This window comes from Neisseria sp. HMSC073G10, assembly GCF_001812605.1.
GTDB lineage: Bacteria > Pseudomonadota > Gammaproteobacteria > Burkholderiales > Neisseriaceae > Neisseria > Neisseria subflava_A.
The window spans coordinates 37,650-57,515 of the sequence record NZ_KV809506.1 but is presented as its reverse complement, the minus strand read 5'-3'; the positions used below and the strand labels follow the sequence as shown (position 1 = coordinate 57,515).

Below are 19,866 nucleotides of genomic sequence, written 5' to 3'. Positions count from 1 at the left end.
CAGCATGACCGAAGTCATTGCCTATTTAATCGAACACTTCCAAGATTTCGACAATTGTCCGCCTCCGGAGGATTTGGGTCGCCTCTTGGAAGATGCAGGTTTTGATGCTACGGAAATCGGCAATACATTGATGATGATGGAAGTCTTGTTCAATACGTCCGAATTCTATGCCGAGCCGTTTAACAGCGACTCCCTGCGCGTATTCTGCCGTGAAGAAGCTGAAAACCTGCCGCAGGAAGTCATGGGCTTGATGCAGTATTTGGTTGCCGAACACGCAATTACTTATGAGCAACGCGAAATCGTCATTCACGCCCTGATGCATATTCCATCGGACGAAATCACCCTCGATACCGCCAAAGTGTTGGTATTGCTGGTGTTGTGGATGCACAAGAGCGAGTTGCCTGTCCTGATTGGCGACGACTTGATGAGTGCGTTGACCGGACAAAACGTGATGCACTAAACCTTTTTTTCAGACGGCCTCAATAATAAAGGCCGTCTGAAACATAAACCCAATACATCCAAAAGAGAACAACAATGGCGAAAAACCTATTAATCGTCGAATCCCCGTCCAAAGCCAAAACCCTGAAAAAATATCTGGGCGGTGATTTTGAAATCTTGGCGTCTTACGGCCACGTCCGCGATTTGGTTCCGAAAAGCGGAGCAGTCGATCCCGACAATGGCTTTGCCATGAAATACCAACTGATCAGCCGCAACAGCAAACACGTCGATGCCATCGTCGCCGGTGCCAAAGAAGCCGAAAACATCTACCTCGCAACCGACCCGGATAGGGAAGGCGAAGCCATTTCTTGGCATCTTTTGGAAATCCTCAAATCCAAACGCGGCTTAAAAAACATTAAGCCGCAGCGTGTCGTGTTCCACGAAATCACCAAAAACGCCGTGCTCGATGCGGTTGCCCATCCGCGCGAAATCGAAATGGATTTGGTCGATGCGCAACAAGCCCGTCGTGCTTTGGACTATCTGGTCGGTTTCAACCTTTCGCCATTGTTATGGAAAAAAATCCGCCGCGGTTTGAGCGCGGGCCGCGTGCAAAGTCCCGCCCTGCGCCTGATTTGTGAGCGCGAAAACGAAATCCGCGCGTTTGAAGCGCAAGAATATTGGACAGTACATCTCGACAGCCACAAAGGCCGCAGTAAGTTTACCGCCAAACTCGCCCAATACAACGGCGCGAAACTCGAACAATTCGACCTGCCGAACGAAGCCGCGCAAGCCGACGTGTTGAAAGAACTCGAAGGCAAAGAGGCCGTCGTTACCGCCATCGAAAAGAAAAAGCGCAGCCGCAATCCCGCCGCGCCGTTCACCACATCTACCATGCAGCAGGATGCCGTACGCAAACTCGGTTTTACCACCGACCGCACCATGCGTACCGCCCAACAGCTTTACGAAGGCATAGACGTAGGGCAGGGAGCCATCGGTCTGATTACCTATATGCGTACCGACAGCGTGAATTTGGCCGATGAAGCGTTAACCGAAATCCGCCATTACATTGAAAACAAAATCGGCAAAGAATATCTGCCAAGTTCGGCCAAGCAGTACAAAACCAAATCCAAAAACGCCCAAGAAGCCCATGAAGCCATCCGCCCGACTTCCGTGTACCGCACGCCTGAAAGCGTCAAACCCTTCTTGAGCGCAGACCAGTTCAAACTCTATCAAATGATTTGGCAGCGTACCGTCGCCTGTCAGATGACGCCTGCCAAATTCGACCAAACCACCGTCGATATTACCGTCGGCAAAGGCGTATTCCGCGTAACCGGACAAGTGCAGACTTTCGCAGGCTTCTTGAGCGTTTATGAAGAAAGCAGCGACGACGAAGAGAGCGAAGACGGCAAAAAACTGCCTGAAATGAGTGAAGGCGATAAATTGCCTGTAGACAAACTTTACGGTGAACAACACTTCACCACTCCGCCGCCGCGCTACAACGAAGCCACGCTGGTTAAAGCCCTCGAAGAATACGGCATTGGCCGCCCCTCGACCTACGCCAGCATCATCTCCACGCTCAAAGACCGCGAATACGTTACCCTTGAGCAAAAACGCTTTATGCCCACCGACACAGGCGACATCGTCAACAAATTCCTGACCGAACACTTCGCCCAATATGTCGATTACCACTTCACCGCCAAACTCGAAGACCAGCTTGACGAAATTGCCAACGGCAAACGCCAATGGATTCCCGTGATGGATAAATTCTGGAAGCCATTTATCAAACAAGTAGAAGAAAAAGAGGGTATCGAACGCGCCAAATTCACCACGCAGGAACTTGACGAAACCTGCCCTAAATGCGGCGAACACAAACTGCAAATCAAGTTCGGCAAAATGGGCCGCTTCGTCGCCTGCGCCGGCTATCCTGAGTGCAGCTACACCCGCAACGTCAACGAAACTGCAGAGGAAGCTGCTGAACGCATTGCCAAAGCTGAAGCAGAGCAAGCCGAACTCGATGGACGCGAATGCCCCAAATGCGGCGGACGGCTGGTGTACAAATACAGCCGCACCGGCAGCAAATTCATCGGTTGCGCCAACTATCCGAAATGCAAGCACGTTGAGCCGTTGGAAAAACCGAAAGACACCGGCGTCCAATGCCCGCAATGCAAAAAAGGTAACCTCGTCGAGCGAAAATCCCGCTACGGTAAACTGTTTTACAGTTGCAGCACCTATCCTGATTGCAACTACGCCACTTGGAACCCGCCCATTGCAGAAACCTGTCCAAAATGCGCGTGGCCGGTTTTGACCATCAAAACCACCAAACGCTGGGGCGTGGAAAAAGTCTGCCCGCAAAAAGAATGCGGCTGGAAAGAACAGATTGAACCGCCTGCGCCAAAAGAGTAATTGGTTAAAGCTTGGATACAAAAAGGCCGTCTGAAAAATGATTTTCAGACGGCCTTTTTGTATTGTAAAGGATAGAAGGGAATACGGTTTGATAGCAGTTTCACTATATAATTGAGGCCGTCTGAAAAATCGGCATCTTTTTAAGAATTATGGCAAACAACAAACATTCCAAACACACCAATCAAGTACGCATTATTGGCGGACAATGTAGAGGACGAAAGTTAACATTTTTATCTGCAGATGGTCTGCGTCCGACGCCTGACAGCGTGCGTGAAAAACTGTTTAACTGGCTGGGTCAGGATTTAACCGGTAAAACAGTATTGGATTTATTCAGTGGCAGTGGTGCTTTGGGAATGGAGGCTGCTTCTCGTAATGCAACAAAAGTGGTAATGGTCGACAACCACCGCCAAACTGTTCAAACGCTTCAGAAAAATATCCGTGAATTAGGTTTGAAACAGGCGAAAATCGAGTGTTCAGACGGCATGGCTTATCTGGCAATGCCGTCTGAAAAATTTGATGTTGTGTTCCTTGATCCGCCGTTTGCATGGGAAGATTGGCAAAATCTGTTTATCCGATTGCAAAGCCACTTGAAAAATGGGGCAATGGTCTATATTGAAGCAGGGAAGCTGCCTGAAAAACCGGATTGGCTGGAAATTTATCGGGAAGGAAAGGCGGGAATGAGTAGGTTTGAATTGTTGCTCTATTTGCAAGTTGCTGAATAGTATAGAATTTGAGAATCATTCCCAAGGTGTAAAACATTCTTTCAAACGGATTGTTCCGACGTCATTTGTGCTATAATCCGCGCCCAATCGGTTTTGATAATTTAAGAAAAAAGGAAATAGAAATGTCGCTCTTTATTACAGATGAGTGCATTAACTGCGATGTGTGCGAACCGGAATGCCCTAATGATGCCATTTCGCAAGGTGAAGAAATTTACGAAATCAATCCAAATTTGTGTACGCAATGTGTAGGCCATTACGATGAGCCTCAGTGCCAACAGGTATGTCCTGTCGACTGTATCTTGATCGATGAAGAGCATCCTGAAACGCACGAAGAACTGATGGCTAAGTACGAAAAAATCATTCAGTTTAAATAAATAGTGTTTAAAAGCAAAAACTTGGATGTTTTTAAAGAAATAAATGAAAAAAAATCTTGACGGAAATCTGAGTTGCCAATAAACTAGCGTTCTCTTTTGGAGGGATTCCCGAGCGGTCAAAGGGGGCAGACTGTAAATCTGTTGCGCGAGCTTCGAAGGTTCGAATCCTTCTCCCTCCACCAAAAATTCTTACTTGGAGCAAAAAGTGAGTATGCGGGTGTAGCTCAATGGTAGAGCAGAAGCCTTCCAAGCTTACGGTGAGGGTTCGATTCCCTTCACCCGCTCCAAACAATTTCGCCCATGTAGCTCAGGGGTAGAGCACTCCCTTGGTAAGGGAGAGGTCGGCAGTTCAAATCTGCCCATGGGCACCATCTCATTATTACCCTTTATTTCAAAAAGCTTAGATTATAGGATATTGCCATGGCTAAGGAAAAATTTGAACGTAGCAAACCGCACGTAAACGTTGGCACCATCGGTCACGTTGACCATGGTAAAACCACTCTGACTGCTGCTTTGACTACTATTTTGGCTAAAAAATTCGGTGGCGCTGCAAAAGCTTACGACCAAATCGACAACGCTCCTGAAGAAAAAGCTCGTGGTATTACCATTAATACCTCTCACGTAGAATACGAAACCGAAACCCGTCACTACGCACACGTAGACTGCCCGGGTCACGCTGACTACGTTAAAAACATGATTACCGGTGCTGCCCAAATGGACGGCGCGATCTTGGTATGTTCCGCAGCTGACGGTCCTATGCCACAAACTCGCGAACACATCCTGTTGGCTCGCCAAGTAGGTGTACCTTACATCATCGTATTCATGAACAAATGCGACATGGTTGACGATGCCGAGCTGTTGGAACTGGTTGAAATGGAAATTCGTGACTTGTTGTCAAGCTACGACTTCCCAGGTGACGACTGCCCAATCGTACAAGGTTCTGCACTGAAAGCTTTGGAAGGTGATGCTGCTTACGAAGAAAAAATCTTCGAATTGGCTGCTGCCTTGGACAGCTACATCCCAACACCTGAGCGTGCTGTGGACAAACCTTTCTTGTTGCCTATCGAAGACGTATTCTCTATCTCCGGCCGTGGTACAGTAGTAACCGGTCGTGTAGAGCGCGGTATCATCCACGTTGGTGACGAGATCGAAATCGTAGGTCTGAAAGAAACCCAAAAAACCACTTGTACCGGTGTTGAAATGTTCCGCAAACTGCTGGACGAAGGTCAAGCTGGTGACAACGTAGGCGTATTGCTGCGTGGTACTAAACGTGAAGACGTAGAGCGTGGTCAAGTATTGGCTAAACCAGGTACTATCACTCCTCACACCAAGTTCAAAGCAGAAGTATACGTACTGAGCAAAGAAGAGGGTGGTCGTCACACTCCATTCTTCGCTAACTACCGTCCACAATTCTACTTCCGTACTACTGACGTAACTGGTGCAGTTACTTTGGAAGAAGGCGTAGAAATGGTAATGCCGGGTGAAAACGTAACCATTACTGTAGAACTGATTGCGCCTATCGCTATGGAAGAAGGTCTGCGCTTTGCGATTCGCGAAGGTGGTCGTACCGTAGGTGCGGGTGTGGTTTCTTCTGTAATTGCTTAATTGAGGGATATTGATAAATGGCAAACCAAAAAATCCGTATCCGCCTGAAAGCTTATGATTACAGTCTGATTGACCGTTCTGCGCAAGAAATTGTTGAAACTGCCAAACGTACTGGCGCTGTTGTTAAAGGTCCGATTCCTTTGCCAACTAAAATCGAACGTTTCAACATCTTGCGTTCTCCTCACGTGAACAAAACTTCTCGTGAACAATTGGAAATCCGTACCCACTTGCGTCTGATGGACATCGTGGATTGGACTGACAAAACTACTGATGCACTGATGAAACTGGATCTTCCAGCAGGTGTGGATGTAGAAATTAAAGTTCAATAAGAACTAAAAAACCGAACAGCTTGGCTGTTCGGTTTTTTATAGAATTCTTAGGCCGTCTGAAAATTTTCAGATATTTGGCAACACTTCATCCGAAAAAAATGATGGGTTTAAGAAGTAAAATTGAAATTTTTGTTGATATTTCTTTGATTTGTCAATTATAATGGCGGACTTGGTACATCCGTATCAAGTTTAACTTTGTCTGAAAGGCAGGCCAATCGTAGCCCGCCCCTTTACTTAAAAGGAAAATAATCATGACTTTAGGTCTGGTTGGACGCAAAGTTGGTATGACTCGCGTGTTCGACGAACAGGGTGTTTCTGTTCCGGTAACCGTTTTGGATATGTCTGCCAACCGCGTTACACAAGTGAAATCCAAAGATACTGACGGCTACACTGCTGTACAAGTTACCTTTGGTCAGAAAAAAGCTAATCGTGTCAACAAAACTGAAGCCGGTCACTTTGCTAAAGCAGGTGTTGAAGCTGGTCGCGGTTTGGTTGAGTTTGCTTTGACTGAAGAAAAACTGGCTGAATTGAAAGCCGGTGATGAAATTACCGTTTCTATGTTTGAAGTTGGTCAATTGGTAGATGTAACCGGTACCTCTAAAGGTAAAGGTTTCTCTGGTACGATCAAACGTCATAACTTCGGTGCTCAACGTACTTCCCACGGTAACTCCCGTTCTCACCGTGTTCCTGGTTCTATCGGTATGGCACAAGACCCTGGTCGCGTGTTCCCTGGTAAACGTATGGCAGGTCAATACGGTAACACTAAAGCAACTGTTCAAAAATTGGAAGTTGTACGTGTTGATGCTGAACGCCAACTCTTGTTGGTTAAAGGTGCTGTTCCGGGTTCGGTTAACAGCGACGTCGTGGTTCGTCCTAGCGTGAAAGTAGGTGCGTAATGGAATTGAAAGTAATTGACGCTAAAGGACAAGTATCTGGCAGCTTGGCTGTTTCTGATGCTTTGTTTGCTCGTGAATACAATGAAGCTTTGGTTCACCAACTGGTTACTGCTTACTTGGCAAATGCCCGTTCTGGTAATCGTGCTCAAAAAACTCGTGCCGAAGTAAACCACTCTACTAAAAAGCCATGGCGCCAAAAAGGTACCGGTCGTGCTCGTTCTGGTATGACTTCTTCTCCGCTGTGGCGTAAAGGTGGTCGTGCATTCCCAAACAAACCTGACGAAAACTTCACTCAAAAAGTGAACCGTAAAATGTATCGTGCCGGTATGGCGACTATTTTATCCCAACTGGCTCGTGATGAACGTTTGTTTGCAATCGAAGCATTGACTGCTGAAACTCCTAAAACCAAAGTTTTTGCCGAACAAGTGAAGAACTTGGGTTTGGAGCAAGTTCTGTTTGTAACTAAACAGCTCGACGAGAATGTTTACTTGGCTTCACGCAACTTGCCTAACGTATTGGTTTTGGAAGCTCAACAAGTTGATCCTTACAGCTTGCTGCGTTACAAAAAAGTCGTTATCACTAAAGATGCAGTTGCACAATTAGAGGAGCAATGGGTATGAATCAACAACGTTTGACTCAAGTAATCTTGGCACCTATCGTTTCTGAAAAAAGCAACGTATTGGCTGAAAAACGTAACCAAATGACGTTTAAAGTTTTGGCAAATGCAACCAAACCTGAAATTAAAGCGGCTGTTGAGCTGCTGTTCGGCGTTCAAGTTGCAGACGTTACTACTGTTACCATTAAAGGTAAAGTTAAACGTTTTGGTCGTACTTTAGGTCGTCGCAGCGATGTTAAAAAGGCTTATGTAAGCCTGGCTGCCGGTCAAGAGTTGGATTTGGAAGCCGCTGCTGCAGCTGCAGATAAGGAATAAACAAAATGGCAATCGTTAAAATGAAGCCGACCTCTGCAGGCCGTCGCGGCATGGTTCGCGTGGTAACAGAAGGTTTGCACAAAGGTGCACCTTATGCGCCTCTGCTGGAAAAGAAAAATTCTACTGCCGGTCGTAACAACAATGGTCATATCACTACCCGTCATAAAGGTGGTGGCCATAAACATCATTACCGCGTTGTAGATTTCAAACGTAACAAAGACGGTATCCCTGCGAAAGTAGAGCGTATCGAATATGACCCTAACCGTACTGCATTTATCGCACTGTTGTGCTATGCAGATGGTGAGCGTCGCTACATCATTGCTCCTCGTGGTATTCAAGCAGGTGCAGTATTGGTTTCCGGTGCTGAGGCTGCTATCAAAGTAGGTAACACTCTGCCGATCCGCAATATTCCTGTTGGTACAACTATTCACTGTATCGAAATGAAACCAGGTAAAGGTGCGCAAATTGCGCGTTCTGCTGGTGCTTCTGCGGTATTGCTTGCAAAAGAAGGTGCTTACGCACAAGTTCGTTTGCGTTCTGGTGAAGTACGCAAAATTAGCGTAAATTGCCGTGCAACTATCGGTGAAGTTGGTAACGAAGAACAAAGCCTGAAAAAAATCGGTAAAGCTGGTGCTAACCGCTGGCGTGGTATTCGTCCGACCGTTCGTGGTGTTGTAATGAACCCTGTTGATCACCCACATGGTGGTGGTGAAGGCCGTACTGGTGAGGCTCGCGAACCGGTTAGCCCATGGGGTACTCCTGCTAAGGGCTACCGCACTCGTAATAACAAACGCACGGATAACATGATTGTTCGTCGTCGTTACTCAAATAAAGGTTAATTAGTATGGCTCGTTCATTAAAAAAAGGCCCATATGTAGACCTGCATTTGCTGAAAAAAGTAGATGCTGCTCGTGCAAGCAACGACAAACGCCCAATTAAAACTTGGTCACGTCGTTCTACCATTTTGCCTGATTTTATCGGTCTAACTATCGCTGTTCACAACGGTCGCACTCACGTGCCTGTGTTCATCAGCGACAATATGGTTGGTCATAAATTAGGTGAGTTCTCATTGACCCGTACCTTTAAAGGCCACTTGGCTGATAAAAAGGCTAAAAAGAAATAAGGTGAATCATGAGAGTAAGTGCACAACATAAAAACGCCCGTATTTCAGCTCAAAAAGCTCGTTTGGTGGCTGATTTAATTCGTGGTAAAGACGTTGCCCAAGCTTTGAATATCTTGGCATTCAGCCCTAAAAAAGGTGCTGAGCTGATTAAAAAAGTATTGGAATCAGCAATCGCCAATGCCGAGCACAACAATGGTGCTGATATTGACGAATTGAAAGTGGTAACTATCTTTGTTGACAAAGGCCCAAGCTTGAAACGTTTCCAAGCTCGTGCCAAAGGTCGCGGTAACCGCATCGAGAAACAAACTTGTCATATTAATGTGACAGTGGGCAACTAAGGAAAAGCTATGGGACAAAAGATTAACCCTACAGGCTTTCGCCTGGCGGTAACTAAAGACTGGGCTTCAAAATGGTTTGCTAAAAGCACCGACTTTTCTACTGTTTTGAAACAAGATATTGATGTTCGTAATTACTTGCGTAAAAAACTGGCCAATGCTTCAGTTGGTCGCGTAGTGATCGAACGTCCTGCAAAATCTGCGCGTATTACCATTCACTCTGCTCGTCCAGGTGTGGTTATTGGTAAAAAAGGTGAGGATATCGAAATCTTGAAACGTGACTTGCAAGCTCTGATGGGTGTGCCTGTTCATGTAAATATTGAAGAGATTCGTCGTCCTGAATTGGATGCGCAAATCATTGCTGATGGTATTGCCCAGCAGCTTGAAAAACGTGTTCAATTCCGTCGCGCTATGAAACGTGCAATGCAAAATGCAATGCGTTCTGGTGCTAAAGGCATCAAGATCATGACTTCAGGCCGTCTGAATGGTGCTGATATCGCTCGTAGCGAATGGTACCGTGAAGGTCGTGTACCTTTGCATACTTTGCGTGCGAACGTAGATTATGCAACTAGCGAAGCACACACTACTTATGGTGTACTGGGTCTGAAAGTTTGGGTTTATACAGAAGGTAATATTAAATCTTCTAAACCTGAGCATGAGAAGAAACAAAGAAAGGCAGGTGGACGTAATGCTGCAGCCAACTAGACTGAAATATCGCAAGCAACAAAAAGGCCGTAACACCGGTATTGCTACTCGCGGTAACAAAGTAAGTTTCGGTGAGTTCGGTTTGAAAGCCGTAGGCCGTGGTCGTTTGACTGCCCGCCAAATCGAAGCTGCTCGTCGTACTATGACTCGTCATATTAAACGTGGCGGTCGTATTTGGATCCGTGTATTCCCTGATAAACCAATTACTGAGAAACCTATCCAAGTTCGTATGGGTGGCGGTAAAGGTAATGTGGAATATTACATTGCTGAAGTTAAACCAGGCAAAGTATTGTACGAAATGGACGGTGTTCCTGAGTCTTTGGCTCGTGAAGCATTTGAATTGGCCGCTGCCAAATTGCCTATTCCTACAACCTTTGTAGTAAGACAGGTGGGTCAATAATGAAAGCAAATGAATTGAAAGACAAATCTATTGAGCAATTAAACTCTGATTTGTTGGACTTGTTGAAAGCTCAGTTTGGCTTACGCATGCAAAATGCAACCGGTCAGTTGGGTAAATCTAGCGAGTTGAAACGTGTACGTCGCGATATTGCTCGTATTAAAACCATTTTAACTGAAAAAGGTGCTAAGTAATGAGCGAAGCTAAAAATGTTCGTACTTTGCAAGGCAAAGTGGTAAGCGACAAAATGGACAAAACTGTTACAGTATTGGTTGAACGTAAAGTTAAACACCCTTTGTACGGTAAAATTATTCGTTTATCAACTAAAATCCATGCTCATGATGAAAACAATCAATATGGCATTGGTGATGTAGTGGTAATCGAGGAATCTCGTCCTTTGTCAAAAACCAAGTCTTGGGTTGTAAAAGAATTGGTTGAGAAAGCGCGTACTGTTTGATTTAAAACACAGTAATGTAGCTTAATAAGAAACGAAGTCTTGCAGCAAAGTTAATTTGCGTGTAAACTTCGTTTCTTATCTTCCAGCTTCTTATGGAAGTTTCTCTCCCTTCGGGATCCAAGACTGGTTTACTAGAACCGTGATGGTTTCATTTAATAAGCAGCTTAAAGTAAGGTGCGAGTTATATGAAAGTGGTAAATTAAGTTGGTTAATTTAAAGGTACTAATATGATTCAAATGCAGACCATCTTAGATGTGGCTGATAACTCTGGTGCGCGTCGCGTAATGTGCATCAAAGTATTAGGCGGATCTAAGCGTCGCTACGCTTCTGTTGGCGATATTATTAAAGTTGCAGTTAAAGATGCAGCCCCACGTGGTCGTGTCAAAAAAGGTGATGTATACAATGCGGTAGTTGTTCGTACTGCTAAAGGTGTGCGTCGTCCTGATGGTGCGTTAATTAAATTCGATAACAATGCTGCTGTGTTGTTGAATAATAAACTTGAACCTCTGGGTACTCGTATTTTTGGTCCGGTAACCCGTGAATTGCGTACTGAGCGATTTATGAAAATCGTTTCATTGGCGCCTGAAGTATTATAAGGAATAGCGCGATGAATAAAATCATTAAAGGCGATCAGGTTGTAGTGATTACCGGTAAAGATAAAGGTAAGCAAGGTCAAGTAGTTCGAGTATTGGGTGATAAAGTTGTTGTTGAGGGTGTTAATGTTGTAAAACGCCATCAAAAACCTAATCCAATGCGCGGTATTGAGGGTGGCATTATTACTAAAGAAATGCCTTTGGATATTTCTAATGTTGCAATCCTGAATCCGGAAACTAATAAAGCAGACCGTGTTGGTATTAAGCTGATTGAAAATGAAGGCAAAGTTAAACGCGTTCGTTTCTTCAAATCAAATGGCTCTATCATTGGAGCATAAGGAGATAACATGGCTCGTTTGAGAGAGTTTTATAAAGATACAGTTGTTCCTGAATTGGTTAAACAATTTGGTTACAAATCAGTAATGGAAGTTCCACGTATTGAAAAAATCACCTTGAATATGGGTGTGGGTGAAGCTGTTGCTGATAAAAAAGTTATGGAACACGCTGTTTCTGATTTAGAGAAAATTGCTGGTCAAAAACCAGTTGTTACTGTTGCTCGTAAATCTATCGCGGGTTTTAAAATCCGTGATAACTATCCAGTTGGTTGCAAAGTAACTTTGCGTCGTGATCAAATGTTTGAATTCTTGGATCGTTTGATTACTATTGCGTTGCCTCGCGTACGTGACTTCCGTGGTGTAAGCGGTAAATCATTTGATGGTCGTGGCAATTACAATATGGGCGTTCGTGAGCAAATTATTTTCCCGGAAATTGAATACGATAAAATCGATGCTTTGCGTGGTTTGAATATTACTATTACAACTACTGCAAAAACTGATGAAGAAGCGAAAGCTTTGTTGTCACTGTTCAAGTTTCCGTTTAAAGGATAATCATGGCTAAGAAAGCACTTATTAATCGTGAGCTGAAACGTCAAGCATTGGCGAAAAAGTTTGCAGCTAAACGTGAGGCAATTTTCGCTGTTATTAATGATGCTAATGCGACTGAAGAAGAACGTTTTGAAGCACGTTTGAAATTTCAATCCATTCCTCGTAATGCAGCACCTGTACGTCAACGTCGTCGTTGTGCTTTAACAGGTCGTCCTCGTGGCACTTTCCGTAAATTTGGTTTGGGCCGTATTAAAATCCGTGAAATCGCTATGCGTGGCGAGATCCCTGGTGTTGTTAAAGCTAGCTGGTAATAGGAGTATAAATAATGAGTATGCATGATCCTATTTCCGATATGTTGACTCGTATTCGCAATGCGCAACGTGCTAATAAAGCAGTAGTTGCCATGCCTTCCTCTAAACTGAAATGTGCAATTGCAAAAGTTTTGAAAGAAGAAGGTTATATCGAGGATTTTGCGGTTTCTGCTGATGCAAAACCGGTATTGGAAATTCAATTGAAATACTATGCAGGTCGTCCTGTGATTGAGCAAATTAAACGTGTTTCACGTCCAGGTTTGCGTATTTACAAAGCATCAAGTGAGATCCCTAGCGTAATGAATGGCCTGGGTGTCGCTATTGTTAGTACTTCTAAAGGTGTAATGACTGATCGCAAAGCCCGTTCTGAGGGTGTTGGTGGTGAGTTGTTGTGCATCGTAGCCTAGTGGAGAAAAGTAAATGTCACGCGTCGCAAAAAACCCAGTGACTGTTCCTGCTGGTGTAGAAGTAAAATTCGGAACAGATGCATTGGTTATCAAAGGTAAAAACGGCGAATTGTCTTTTCCTTTGCATTCCGATGTTGCTATTGAACTGAACGATGGTAAATTGACTTTTGCTGCAAAAAATGACAGTAAACAGGCTAATGCTATGTCTGGTACTGCTCGTGCATTGGTTAATAACATGGTTAAGGGTGTTTCTGAAGGTTTTGAGAAAAAACTTCAATTGATTGGTGTGGGTTATCGTGCCCAAGCTCAAGGCAAAGTTCTGAACTTGTCTTTGGGTTTCTCTCATCCAATCGTATACGAAATGCCTGAAGGTGTTTCTGTTCAAACTCCTAGCCAAACAGAAATCGTTTTGACTGGTGCAGATAAACAAGTGGTTGGCCAAGTCGCTGCTGAAGTTCGTGCATTCCGTTCTCCTGAGCCTTATAAAGGTAAAGGTGTTCGTTATGTAGGTGAAGTAGTAGTGATGAAAGAAGCCAAGAAAAAATAATTGAGGTTCACTAATGGATAAACATACAACCCGACTCCGTCGTGCACGCAAAACCCGTGCGCGTATTGCGGACTTGAAAATGGTAAGATTATGTGTGTTCCGCAGCAATAATCATATTTATGCTCAAGTAATTAGTGCTGAAGGTGATAAAGTATTGGCTCAAGCCTCTACATTGGAAGCTGAAGTACGTAGTAGCCTGAAATCAGGTAGCAACGTTGAAGCAGCGGCTGTAGTTGGTAAGCGTATTGCTGAAAAAGCTAAAGCAGTGGGTGTTGAAAAAGTTGCTTTTGACCGTTCAGGTTTCCAATATCACGGTCGTGTGAAAGCTTTAGCTGAAGCTGCACGTGAAAATGGTTTAAGCTTCTAATATTTGGAGACTTTCAGATGGCAAAACATGAAATTGAAGAACGCGGTGACGGCCTGATTGAAAAGATGGTCGCAGTTAATCGCGTGACTAAAGTAGTTAAAGGTGGCCGTATCATGGCTTTCTCTGCACTGACTGTTGTTGGTGATGGTGATGGCCGCATCGGTATGGGCAAAGGTAAATCAAAAGAAGTACCAGTTGCTGTTCAAAAAGCAATGGATCAAGCTCGACGCTCTATGATTAAAGTACCTTTGAAAAATGGTACTATTCATCATGAGGTTATTGGCCGTCATGGTGCTACTAAGGTATTTATGCAACCTGCTAAAGAAGGTAGCGGTGTAAAAGCTGGTGGTCCAATGCGTTTAGTATTTGATGCTATGGGTATCCATAACATTTCAGCTAAAGTACATGGTTCTACTAATCCTTACAATATTGTACGCGCTACATTAGACGGTTTGTCTAAACTGTATACCCCTGCTGATATTGCTGCTAAACGTGGCTTGACAGTAGAAGATATTTTGGGAGCTAACCATGACTGAGCAAAAAAAGATTAAAGTTACATTGGTTAAGAGCCTGATTGGTACAATTGAATCTCATCGTGCATGTGCTCGTGGTTTAGGTTTGCGCCGCCGTGAACATACTGTAGAGGTTTTGGATACCCCTGAAAACCGTGGCATGATCAATAAAATCAGCTACTTGTTGAAAGTGGAGTCTTAATATGTTTTTGAATACTATTCAACCTGCTGAGGGTGCTACTCACGCTAGTCGTCGTGTAGGCCGTGGTATTGGTAGCGGCTTGGGTAAGACAGGTGGTCGTGGTCATAAAGGTCAAAAAAGCCGTTCTGGTGGCTTCCACAAGGTAGGTTTTGAAGGCGGTCAAATGCCTTTGCAACGCCGTCTGCCGAAACGTGGTTTCAAATCTTTGACTGCTGCCGCTAATGCTGAAGTTCGTTTGAGTGAATTAAATCTGATTGCTGTGAACGAGATTGATGTCTTGGTTCTTAAACAAGCTGGTCTGATTTCTGCAACTGCTTCTAATGTAAAAGTTATTGCTTCTGGTGAAATTTCAAAAGCAGTTACCTTGAAAGGTGTAAAAGCTACTAAAGGTGCTAAAGCTGCTATTGAAGCTGCCGGTGGTAAAGTAGAAGAATAAGGCTTGCACTACAGTGGCTAATCAACAATCTTTATCAGGATTATCCAAATTTGGTGATCTGAAAAAACGTCTGGTGTTCCTTTTAGGTGCTTTAGTCGTTTTCCGTATTGGTGCTCATATACCGGTACCGGGCGTAGATGCTGTTGCATTAGCTAAGTTATACGAAGGCGCTGCAAACGGCATATTCGGAATGTTAAATATGTTCTCGGGTGGTTCGTTGGAGCGCTTTAGTATATTTGCAATTGGTATCATGCCTTATATTTCGGCATCGATTATTGTTCAGCTTGCTTCTGAAATTGTTCCTTCTTTAAAAGCTTTGAAGAAGGAAGGTGAGGCTGGTAGGAAAATAATTACGAAATATACTAGGTATGGGACGGTATTATTGGCTGTATTGCAAAGCTTTGGTGTTGCAACATTTGTTTATCAACAAGGTGTTGTTGTAACGAGTTCGCTTGAGTTTCATATTTCTACAGTAGTCTGTTTGGTTACAGGTACTATGTTTCTGATGTGGTTAGGGGAGCAAATTACCGAGCGTGGTATTGGTAATGGTATTTCTTTAATTATTACAGCAGGCATTGTATCGGGTATTCCATCCGGTATTGTCCGGATGCTAACTTTGACTGAACAAGGCTCTATGAGTATGTTGATGGCGGTATCAATTGTGATTGGTATTTTGCTGTTGATCTATGCTGTAGTTTATTTTGAGAGTGCTCAGCGTAAAGTTCCTGTGCATTATGCTAAAAGACAGTTTGGCTCTGGAATGATGCCAGGACAAAGCATTCATATGCCGTTCAAGCTAAATATGGCAGGTGTTATTCCTCCTATTTTTGCTTCCAGTATCATTTTATTTCCGTCTACACTTTTAGGTTGGTTTGGTTCAAATAGTACGAATTCTGTTCTTCATAAGGTTGCTGCAATGCTGCAACACGGACAGCCTTTATATATTGTATTATTTGCCACAACTATTATCTTCTTCTGCTATTTCTATACTGCTTTAGTATTTAGCCCTAAAGAGATGGCTGAAAATTTGAAGAAGAGTGGTGCATTTGTGCCAGGTATTCGCCCTGGTGAGCAAACCTCTAGATATTTGGAAAAAGTTGTACTGAGACTGACATTATTTGGTGCTTTGTATATCACTACAATCTGTCTGATACCTGAATTTTTAACGACAGCATTGAAGGTTCCTTTCTATTTAGGTGGAACATCTCTGCTCATTTTGGTTGTCGTTACAATGGATTTTAGGACACAAATCAATTCATATCGAATGAGTAGTCAGTATGAAGACTTGATGAGTCGTCCAGATATGAAATCTTTGTCACGTAAGTAGGCTTATGGCTAAAGAAGATACCATACAGATGCAGGGCGAAATCCTTGAGACTTTGCCCAATGCAACATTTAAAGTAAAACTGGAAAATGATCATGTAGTACTTGGTCATATATCTGGCAAAATGCGGATGCACTATATCCGTATTTCTCCAGGTGATAAGGTAACAGTTGAATTAACTCCTTATGATTTAACCCGTGCTCGGATTGTTTTCCGAGCAAGATAAACGATAAAAGGAAATAAAATGCGTGTACAACCTTCTGTAAAGAAAATTTGTCGCAATTGCAAGATTATTCGTCGTAATCGTGTAGTTCGCGTAATTTGTACTGACCCACGTCACAAACAACGTCAAGGTTAAGAAGCTAGTTTTCTTAACTATTGATTTTGTGGTATAGTGACATACTTTGCCCTAAAAAGGAAAAAATATGGCTCGTATTGCAGGGGTAAATATCCCTAATAATGCCCATATCGTAATTGGCCTTCAGGCTATTTATGGTATTGGTGCGACTCGTGCTAAATTGATTTGTGAGGCAGCAAATATTGCTCCTACTACTAAAGCAAAAGATTTGGACGAGGCTCAATTAGACGCTTTGCGTGAGCAAGTTGCTAAATATGAAGTTGAAGGCGATTTGCGTCGTGAAGTAACGATGAGCATTAAACGACTGATGGATATGGGTTGCTATCGCGGCTTCCGTCATCGTCGTGGCTTGCCTTGTCGTGGTCAACGCACTCGCACAAATGCTCGTACCCGTAAAGGTCCGCGCAAAGCGATTGCCGGTAAGAAATAAATTTTAAGGAATTTGATTAATGGCTAAAGCAAACACAGCTTCGCGTGTACGTAAAAAAGTACGTAAAACCGTAAGCGAAGGTATTGTGCACGTTCATGCATCTTTCAACAATACCATCATTACAATCACTGACCGTCAAGGCAATGCATTGTCTTGGGCTACCTCTGGCGGCGCTGGTTTTAAAGGTTCTCGTAAAAGTACACCATTTGCAGCACAAGTTGCAGCAGAAGCAGCTGGTAAAGTTGCCCAAGAGTATGGCGTTAAAAATTTAGAAGTTCGCATTAAAGGCCCTGGTCCTGGTCGTGAATCTTCTGTACGTGCTTTAAACGCTCTTGGTTTCAAGATTACCAGCATTACTGACGTTACCCCGTTGCCTCATAACGGTTGCCGTCCGCCTAAAAAACGTCGTATTTAATATTGGAGTGATTTAAAACATGGCACGTTATATTGGCCCTAAATGTAAATTAGCACGTCGCGAAGGTACGGATCTGTTTTTGAAGAGTGCACGTCGCTCTTTGGATTCCAAATGTAAAATGGATTCTGCACCTGGTCAACACGGTGCGAAAAAACCACGTTTGTCAGACTACGGTTTGCAATTACGTGAAAAACAAAAAATCCGTCGTATTTATGGCGTATTAGAGCGTCAATTCCGTCGTTACTTCGCGGAAGCAGCTCGTCGTAAAGGCTCTACCGGTGAACTGCTGTTGCAATTGCTGGAGTCTCGTTTGGACAATGTCGTTTACCGTATGGGTTTCGGCTCTACTCGCGCTGAAGCACGTCAATTGGTTTCTCACAAAGCTATCGTCGTAAACGGTCAAGTTGTTAATATCCCTTCTTTCCAAGTTAAAGCAGGTGATGTTGTAGCTGTTCGTGAAAAAGCTAAGAAACAAGTACGTATCCAAGAAGCATTGAGCCTGGCTACTCAAATTGGCTTGCCAAGCTGGGTATCTGTTGATGCCGACAAATTGGAAGGCGTATTCAAAAATATGCCGGATCGCTCAGAATTGTCTGGCGATATTAATGAACAGCTGGTGGTAGAGTTCTACTCTAAATAATGCTAGCTCAATGAGGGACAGTTAAATGCAAAATAGCACAACCGAATTTTTGAAACCTCGTCAAATCGATGTAGATACTTTGTCTTCCACACGGGCCAAGGTGTCTATGCAGCCATTTGAACGTGGTTTTGGTCATACTTTAGGTAATGCTTTGCGTCGTATCTTACTGTCATCCATGAATGGCTTTGCCCCAACTGAAGTAGTTATTTCCGGCGTATTGCACGAATACTCTACTATTGATGGTGTTCAAGAGGATGTTGTTGACGTTCTCTTGAACATTAAAGGTATCGTATTCAAGCTTCACGGTCGTAATCAAGTTCAGTTGACTTTGAAAAAAACAGGTGCCGGTGCTGTTGTAGCCGGTGATATTGATTTGCCACACGATGTGGAAATCATCAATCCTGAACATGTTATTTGCCACTTGTCCGACAATGGCCAAATCGACATGGAAATTAAAGTAGAGCAAGGTCGTGGTTATCAATCTGTTTCAGGCCGTCGCGTATTGCGTGATGAGAATAAACAGATTGGTGCGATTCAGTTGGATGCGAGCTTTTCGCCCATCAGTCGTGTTAGCTTTGAAGTTGAACCTGCACGCGTAGAGCAACGCACGGATTTAGATAAATTGGTTTTGGATATTGAAACCAATGGTTCTATTGATCCAGAAGAAGCTGTACGTAGTGCCGCACGTATCTTAATTGACCAAATGTCTATTTTTGCAGATCTGCAAGGTACTCCGGTTGAAGAGGTTGAAGAAAAAGCGCCTCCTATCGATCCTATCTTGCTGCGTCCTGTAGATGATTTGGAATTAACCGTACGTTCAGCTAATTGTCTGAAAGCTGAAGATATTTACTATATTGGCGATTTGATTCAACGTACTGAAACCGAGCTTCTCAAGACCCCTAATTTGGGTCGTAAATCTTTGAATGAGATCAAAGAAGTGTTGGCCTCTAAAGGTCTGACATTAGGTTCCAAATTAGAAGCTTGGCCGCCTGTAGGCTTAGAAAAGCCGTAAGTTTGAAGATTAAAGGATAATGACATGCGTCATCGTAATGGCAACCGCAAATTAAACCGTACTAGCAGCCACCGTGCTGCGATGCTGCGCAATATGGCGAATTCCTTGTTGACTCACGAAACCATCGTGACAACTTTGCCTAAAGCAAAAGAATTGCGCCGCGTAGTTGAGCCCTTGATCACCTTGGGTAAAAAACCTTCTTTGGCAAACCGTCGTTTGGCTTTTGACCGCACTCGCGATCGTGATGTTGTAGTTAAATTGTTTGACGAATTAGGTCCACGCTTTGCTGCTCGTAACGGCGGCTATGTTCGTGTACTGAAATACGGTTTCCGTAAAGGCGACAATGCTCCTTTGGCATTGGTTGAATTGGTTGAAAAAGCAGCTGATTCTGCTGAATAAGCAAATTGATATGAAAGCACTACCTGTTTAGGTGGTGCTTTTTTATTTGAATAGCCTCTTTCTCATTTCGCAGTGCTACAATGTCTTCCAGCAAGATACGTAGCCAGTCCGCGTTGTAGCTCCCTTTCTCATTTCGCAGTGCTACAATCTTTTTACAACACATAACTGTTATTTGCATGTTGTAGCTCCCTTTCTCATTTCGCAGTGCTACAATAACAACATTAGGCATATCGCCACGTTGTCGGTTGTAGCTCCCTTTCTCATTTCGCAGTGCTACAATTTGCTGAACAGACTGTTTGCGGAACTGCCAGTTG

General features: G+C 43.8%; 34 protein-coding genes, 3 tRNA genes and 1 CRISPR repeat array (1 of these 38 cut by a window edge). All 37 genes read left to right on the top strand.

Going from position 1 to position 19,866, the window contains the following annotated elements; translation table 11 throughout:
- The first annotated feature begins 4 nt into the window (after nt 1-4).
- The 37 genes from HMPREF2865_RS03840 to rplQ all read left to right on the top strand — a co-directional run bounded on the left by HMPREF2865_RS03840 (nt 5) and on the right by rplQ (nt 19,552).
- Nucleotides 5-460 carry a Smg family protein gene (locus tag HMPREF2865_RS03840; protein ID WP_003749244.1) on the top strand — a complete coding sequence of 152 codons (456 nt, stop codon included), beginning with the start codon at nt 5-7 and terminating at the stop codon, nt 458-460.
- A gap of 74 nt (nt 461-534) precedes the next feature.
- Entirely contained in the window at nt 535-2,841 is a 2,307-nt protein-coding gene (gene topA, locus HMPREF2865_RS03835; RefSeq protein WP_070645687.1) for a type I DNA topoisomerase, read from the top strand.
- A 149-nt stretch (nt 2,842-2,990) separates the two neighbouring features.
- Entirely contained in the window at nt 2,991-3,563 is a 573-nt protein-coding gene (gene rsmD / locus HMPREF2865_RS03830; protein WP_070645685.1) for a 16S rRNA (guanine(966)-N(2))-methyltransferase RsmD, read from the top strand.
- Between the two features lie 122 nt (nt 3,564-3,685).
- Nucleotides 3,686-3,937, top strand: a complete 252-nt coding sequence (locus HMPREF2865_RS03825) for a YfhL family 4Fe-4S dicluster ferredoxin (protein ID WP_003679513.1) — start codon at nt 3,686-3,688, stop codon at nt 3,935-3,937.
- A 98-nt stretch (nt 3,938-4,035) separates the two neighbouring features.
- Nucleotides 4,036-4,119, top strand: a tRNA-Tyr gene (locus HMPREF2865_RS03820).
- A gap of 31 nt (nt 4,120-4,150) precedes the next feature.
- Nucleotides 4,151-4,224, top strand: a tRNA-Gly gene (locus tag HMPREF2865_RS03815).
- Between the two features lie 9 nt (nt 4,225-4,233).
- Nucleotides 4,234-4,308: transfer RNA gene (locus HMPREF2865_RS03810), tRNA-Thr, on the top strand.
- Between the two features lie 49 nt (nt 4,309-4,357).
- Nucleotides 4,358-5,542 carry an elongation factor Tu gene (gene tuf, locus HMPREF2865_RS03805; RefSeq protein ID WP_002215366.1) on the top strand — a complete coding sequence of 395 codons (1,185 nt, stop codon included), beginning with the start codon at nt 4,358-4,360 and terminating at the stop codon, nt 5,540-5,542.
- A 17-nt stretch (nt 5,543-5,559) separates the two neighbouring features.
- Nucleotides 5,560-5,871 (top strand): 30S ribosomal protein S10, encoded by a 312-nt coding sequence (gene rpsJ / locus HMPREF2865_RS03800; RefSeq protein ID WP_002642322.1) that lies wholly within the window; start codon nt 5,560-5,562, stop codon nt 5,869-5,871.
- A gap of 251 nt (nt 5,872-6,122) precedes the next feature.
- Nucleotides 6,123-6,767, top strand: coding sequence for a 50S ribosomal protein L3 (gene rplC, locus HMPREF2865_RS03795; protein WP_004464584.1), 645 nt, complete (start codon nt 6,123-6,125; stop codon nt 6,765-6,767).
- Nucleotides 6,767-7,387: a 50S ribosomal protein L4 gene (rplD, locus tag HMPREF2865_RS03790; protein ID WP_003684798.1), complete on the top strand. Its 621-nt coding sequence runs from the start codon at nt 6,767-6,769 to the stop codon at nt 7,385-7,387. Before rplC ends, rplD begins: the two co-directional genes overlap by 1 nt.
- On the top strand, nt 7,384-7,698 hold the full coding sequence (gene rplW, locus HMPREF2865_RS03785) for a 50S ribosomal protein L23 (protein WP_002243944.1): 315 nt from the start codon (nt 7,384-7,386) through the stop codon (nt 7,696-7,698). The genes rplD and rplW overlap by 4 nt, the downstream gene beginning before the upstream one ends.
- A gap of 5 nt (nt 7,699-7,703) precedes the next feature.
- Nucleotides 7,704-8,537, top strand: a complete 834-nt coding sequence (rplB, locus tag HMPREF2865_RS03780; RefSeq protein ID WP_003684813.1) for a 50S ribosomal protein L2 — start codon at nt 7,704-7,706, stop codon at nt 8,535-8,537.
- A 5-nt stretch (nt 8,538-8,542) separates the two neighbouring features.
- Nucleotides 8,543-8,821: a 30S ribosomal protein S19 gene (gene rpsS, locus HMPREF2865_RS03775; protein WP_002215422.1), complete on the top strand. Its 279-nt coding sequence runs from the start codon at nt 8,543-8,545 to the stop codon at nt 8,819-8,821.
- Nucleotides 8,822-8,829: 8 nt separating this feature from the next.
- A complete protein-coding gene (gene rplV / locus HMPREF2865_RS03770) occupies nt 8,830-9,159 on the top strand; it encodes a 50S ribosomal protein L22 (protein ID WP_003749277.1) in 330 nt (109 codons plus the stop codon).
- Between the two features lie 9 nt (nt 9,160-9,168).
- Nucleotides 9,169-9,861, top strand: a complete 693-nt coding sequence (gene rpsC, locus HMPREF2865_RS03765) for a 30S ribosomal protein S3 (RefSeq protein ID WP_003684753.1) — start codon at nt 9,169-9,171, stop codon at nt 9,859-9,861.
- Entirely contained in the window at nt 9,845-10,261 is a 417-nt protein-coding gene (gene rplP, locus HMPREF2865_RS03760; protein ID WP_003684741.1) for a 50S ribosomal protein L16, read from the top strand. Before rpsC ends, rplP begins: the two co-directional genes overlap by 17 nt.
- Complete coding sequence (gene rpmC, locus HMPREF2865_RS03755; RefSeq protein ID WP_003684705.1) at nt 10,261-10,452, top strand: 50S ribosomal protein L29; 192 nt, start codon at nt 10,261-10,263, stop codon at nt 10,450-10,452. Before rplP ends, rpmC begins: the two co-directional genes overlap by 1 nt.
- Nucleotides 10,452-10,715: a 30S ribosomal protein S17 gene (rpsQ, locus tag HMPREF2865_RS03750; protein ID WP_003684766.1), complete on the top strand. Its 264-nt coding sequence runs from the start codon at nt 10,452-10,454 to the stop codon at nt 10,713-10,715. Before rpmC ends, rpsQ begins: the two co-directional genes overlap by 1 nt.
- Nucleotides 10,716-10,942: 227 nt before the next feature.
- Nucleotides 10,943-11,311, top strand: coding sequence for a 50S ribosomal protein L14 (rplN, locus tag HMPREF2865_RS03745; protein WP_002215434.1), 369 nt, complete (start codon nt 10,943-10,945; stop codon nt 11,309-11,311).
- Nucleotides 11,312-11,322: 11 nt separating this feature from the next.
- Nucleotides 11,323-11,646, top strand: coding sequence for a 50S ribosomal protein L24 (gene rplX / locus HMPREF2865_RS03740; protein ID WP_036493506.1), 324 nt, complete (start codon nt 11,323-11,325; stop codon nt 11,644-11,646).
- A 9-nt stretch (nt 11,647-11,655) separates the two neighbouring features.
- A complete protein-coding gene (rplE, locus tag HMPREF2865_RS03735) occupies nt 11,656-12,195 on the top strand; it encodes a 50S ribosomal protein L5 (RefSeq protein WP_003684750.1) in 540 nt (179 codons plus the stop codon).
- 2 nt (nt 12,196-12,197) lie between these two features.
- Nucleotides 12,198-12,503: a 30S ribosomal protein S14 gene (gene rpsN, locus HMPREF2865_RS03730; protein ID WP_003684736.1), complete on the top strand. Its 306-nt coding sequence runs from the start codon at nt 12,198-12,200 to the stop codon at nt 12,501-12,503.
- A 14-nt stretch (nt 12,504-12,517) separates the two neighbouring features.
- Nucleotides 12,518-12,910, top strand: coding sequence for a 30S ribosomal protein S8 (gene rpsH, locus HMPREF2865_RS03725; RefSeq protein ID WP_063075320.1), 393 nt, complete (start codon nt 12,518-12,520; stop codon nt 12,908-12,910).
- A 13-nt stretch (nt 12,911-12,923) separates the two neighbouring features.
- A complete protein-coding gene (gene rplF / locus HMPREF2865_RS03720; RefSeq protein WP_070645683.1) occupies nt 12,924-13,457 on the top strand; it encodes a 50S ribosomal protein L6 in 534 nt (177 codons plus the stop codon).
- Nucleotides 13,458-13,470: 13 nt separating this feature from the next.
- Nucleotides 13,471-13,824, top strand: coding sequence for a 50S ribosomal protein L18 (gene rplR, locus HMPREF2865_RS03715; RefSeq protein ID WP_003749287.1), 354 nt, complete (start codon nt 13,471-13,473; stop codon nt 13,822-13,824).
- Between the two features lie 17 nt (nt 13,825-13,841).
- Nucleotides 13,842-14,360, top strand: coding sequence for a 30S ribosomal protein S5 (gene rpsE, locus HMPREF2865_RS03710; protein WP_003684704.1), 519 nt, complete (start codon nt 13,842-13,844; stop codon nt 14,358-14,360).
- Entirely contained in the window at nt 14,353-14,538 is a 186-nt protein-coding gene (gene rpmD, locus HMPREF2865_RS03705; protein WP_003684808.1) for a 50S ribosomal protein L30, read from the top strand. The genes rpsE and rpmD overlap by 8 nt, the downstream gene beginning before the upstream one ends.
- 1 nt (nt 14,539) lies before the next feature.
- Nucleotides 14,540-14,974: a 50S ribosomal protein L15 gene (gene rplO / locus HMPREF2865_RS03700; protein WP_070645682.1), complete on the top strand. Its 435-nt coding sequence runs from the start codon at nt 14,540-14,542 to the stop codon at nt 14,972-14,974.
- A gap of 13 nt (nt 14,975-14,987) precedes the next feature.
- Nucleotides 14,988-16,301 (top strand): preprotein translocase subunit SecY, encoded by a 1,314-nt coding sequence (gene secY, locus HMPREF2865_RS03695; protein ID WP_070645680.1) that lies wholly within the window; start codon nt 14,988-14,990, stop codon nt 16,299-16,301.
- A 4-nt stretch (nt 16,302-16,305) separates the two neighbouring features.
- Nucleotides 16,306-16,524, top strand: a complete 219-nt coding sequence (gene infA / locus HMPREF2865_RS03690) for a translation initiation factor IF-1 (RefSeq protein ID WP_003684714.1) — start codon at nt 16,306-16,308, stop codon at nt 16,522-16,524.
- 18 nt (nt 16,525-16,542) lie between these two features.
- Nucleotides 16,543-16,656: a 50S ribosomal protein L36 gene (gene rpmJ / locus HMPREF2865_RS11525; RefSeq protein ID WP_003697674.1), complete on the top strand. Its 114-nt coding sequence runs from the start codon at nt 16,543-16,545 to the stop codon at nt 16,654-16,656.
- A gap of 67 nt (nt 16,657-16,723) precedes the next feature.
- Nucleotides 16,724-17,086, top strand: a complete 363-nt coding sequence (gene rpsM / locus HMPREF2865_RS03685; protein ID WP_003749295.1) for a 30S ribosomal protein S13 — start codon at nt 16,724-16,726, stop codon at nt 17,084-17,086.
- A 19-nt stretch (nt 17,087-17,105) separates the two neighbouring features.
- The gene (gene rpsK / locus HMPREF2865_RS03680; RefSeq protein ID WP_002216249.1) at nt 17,106-17,501 is read left to right on the top strand and encodes a 30S ribosomal protein S11; all 396 of its coding nucleotides are present in this window, start codon (nt 17,106-17,108) and stop codon (nt 17,499-17,501) included.
- A gap of 19 nt (nt 17,502-17,520) precedes the next feature.
- Nucleotides 17,521-18,141 (top strand): 30S ribosomal protein S4, encoded by a 621-nt coding sequence (gene rpsD / locus HMPREF2865_RS03675; protein WP_039863983.1) that lies wholly within the window; start codon nt 17,521-17,523, stop codon nt 18,139-18,141.
- A gap of 25 nt (nt 18,142-18,166) precedes the next feature.
- Nucleotides 18,167-19,153 (top strand): DNA-directed RNA polymerase subunit alpha, encoded by a 987-nt coding sequence (gene rpoA / locus HMPREF2865_RS03670; RefSeq protein WP_070608379.1) that lies wholly within the window; start codon nt 18,167-18,169, stop codon nt 19,151-19,153.
- Nucleotides 19,154-19,177: 24 nt separating this feature from the next.
- Complete coding sequence (gene rplQ / locus HMPREF2865_RS03665) at nt 19,178-19,552, top strand: 50S ribosomal protein L17 (protein WP_070608381.1); 375 nt, start codon at nt 19,178-19,180, stop codon at nt 19,550-19,552.
- Between the two features lie 46 nt (nt 19,553-19,598).
- Nucleotides 19,599-19,866: a CRISPR direct-repeat array (repeat unit 36 nt; unit sequence GTTGTAGCTCCCTTTCTCATTTCGCAGTGCTACAAT) (it continues 164 nt past the right edge of the window).

Coding starts and splice junctions, on each gene's coding strand:
- rpsS (WP_002215422.1), top strand. CDS start 8,543: ATGGCTCGTTCATTAAAAAAAGGCCCATATGTAGACCTGCATTTGCTG.
- rpmD (WP_003684808.1), top strand. CDS start 14,353: ATGACTGAGCAAAAAAAGATTAAAGTTACATTGGTTAAGAGCCTGATT.
- rplC (WP_004464584.1), top strand. CDS start 6,123: ATGACTTTAGGTCTGGTTGGACGCAAAGTTGGTATGACTCGCGTGTTC.
- HMPREF2865_RS03840 (WP_003749244.1), top strand. CDS start 5: ATGACCGAAGTCATTGCCTATTTAATCGAACACTTCCAAGATTTCGAC.
- infA (WP_003684714.1), top strand. CDS start 16,306: ATGGCTAAAGAAGATACCATACAGATGCAGGGCGAAATCCTTGAGACT.
- rpmC (WP_003684705.1), top strand. CDS start 10,261: ATGAAAGCAAATGAATTGAAAGACAAATCTATTGAGCAATTAAACTCT.
- rpsC (WP_003684753.1), top strand. CDS start 9,169: ATGGGACAAAAGATTAACCCTACAGGCTTTCGCCTGGCGGTAACTAAA.
- HMPREF2865_RS03825 (WP_003679513.1), top strand. CDS start 3,686: ATGTCGCTCTTTATTACAGATGAGTGCATTAACTGCGATGTGTGCGAA.
- rplN (WP_002215434.1), top strand. CDS start 10,943: ATGATTCAAATGCAGACCATCTTAGATGTGGCTGATAACTCTGGTGCG.
- rpsD (WP_039863983.1), top strand. CDS start 17,521: ATGGCACGTTATATTGGCCCTAAATGTAAATTAGCACGTCGCGAAGGT.
- rplX (WP_036493506.1), top strand. CDS start 11,323: ATGAATAAAATCATTAAAGGCGATCAGGTTGTAGTGATTACCGGTAAA.
- rplR (WP_003749287.1), top strand. CDS start 13,471: ATGGATAAACATACAACCCGACTCCGTCGTGCACGCAAAACCCGTGCG.
- rpsQ (WP_003684766.1), top strand. CDS start 10,452: ATGAGCGAAGCTAAAAATGTTCGTACTTTGCAAGGCAAAGTGGTAAGC.
- rpsE (WP_003684704.1), top strand. CDS start 13,842: ATGGCAAAACATGAAATTGAAGAACGCGGTGACGGCCTGATTGAAAAG.
- rpsH (WP_063075320.1), top strand. CDS start 12,518: ATGAGTATGCATGATCCTATTTCCGATATGTTGACTCGTATTCGCAAT.
- rplP (WP_003684741.1), top strand. CDS start 9,845: ATGCTGCAGCCAACTAGACTGAAATATCGCAAGCAACAAAAAGGCCGT.
- rsmD (WP_070645685.1), top strand. CDS start 2,991: ATGGCAAACAACAAACATTCCAAACACACCAATCAAGTACGCATTATT.
- rpsK (WP_002216249.1), top strand. CDS start 17,106: ATGGCTAAAGCAAACACAGCTTCGCGTGTACGTAAAAAAGTACGTAAA.
- rpoA (WP_070608379.1), top strand. CDS start 18,167: ATGCAAAATAGCACAACCGAATTTTTGAAACCTCGTCAAATCGATGTA.
- rplF (WP_070645683.1), top strand. CDS start 12,924: ATGTCACGCGTCGCAAAAAACCCAGTGACTGTTCCTGCTGGTGTAGAA.
- topA (WP_070645687.1), top strand. CDS start 535: ATGGCGAAAAACCTATTAATCGTCGAATCCCCGTCCAAAGCCAAAACC.
- tuf (WP_002215366.1), top strand. CDS start 4,358: ATGGCTAAGGAAAAATTTGAACGTAGCAAACCGCACGTAAACGTTGGC.
- rplB (WP_003684813.1), top strand. CDS start 7,704: ATGGCAATCGTTAAAATGAAGCCGACCTCTGCAGGCCGTCGCGGCATG.
- rpsN (WP_003684736.1), top strand. CDS start 12,198: ATGGCTAAGAAAGCACTTATTAATCGTGAGCTGAAACGTCAAGCATTG.
- rplW (WP_002243944.1), top strand. CDS start 7,384: ATGAATCAACAACGTTTGACTCAAGTAATCTTGGCACCTATCGTTTCT.
- rpsM (WP_003749295.1), top strand. CDS start 16,724: ATGGCTCGTATTGCAGGGGTAAATATCCCTAATAATGCCCATATCGTA.
- rpsJ (WP_002642322.1), top strand. CDS start 5,560: ATGGCAAACCAAAAAATCCGTATCCGCCTGAAAGCTTATGATTACAGT.
- rplO (WP_070645682.1), top strand. CDS start 14,540: ATGTTTTTGAATACTATTCAACCTGCTGAGGGTGCTACTCACGCTAGT.
- rplV (WP_003749277.1), top strand. CDS start 8,830: ATGAGAGTAAGTGCACAACATAAAAACGCCCGTATTTCAGCTCAAAAA.
- rplQ (WP_070608381.1), top strand. CDS start 19,178: ATGCGTCATCGTAATGGCAACCGCAAATTAAACCGTACTAGCAGCCAC.
- rpmJ (WP_003697674.1), top strand. CDS start 16,543: ATGCGTGTACAACCTTCTGTAAAGAAAATTTGTCGCAATTGCAAGATT.
- rplD (WP_003684798.1), top strand. CDS start 6,767: ATGGAATTGAAAGTAATTGACGCTAAAGGACAAGTATCTGGCAGCTTG.
- rplE (WP_003684750.1), top strand. CDS start 11,656: ATGGCTCGTTTGAGAGAGTTTTATAAAGATACAGTTGTTCCTGAATTG.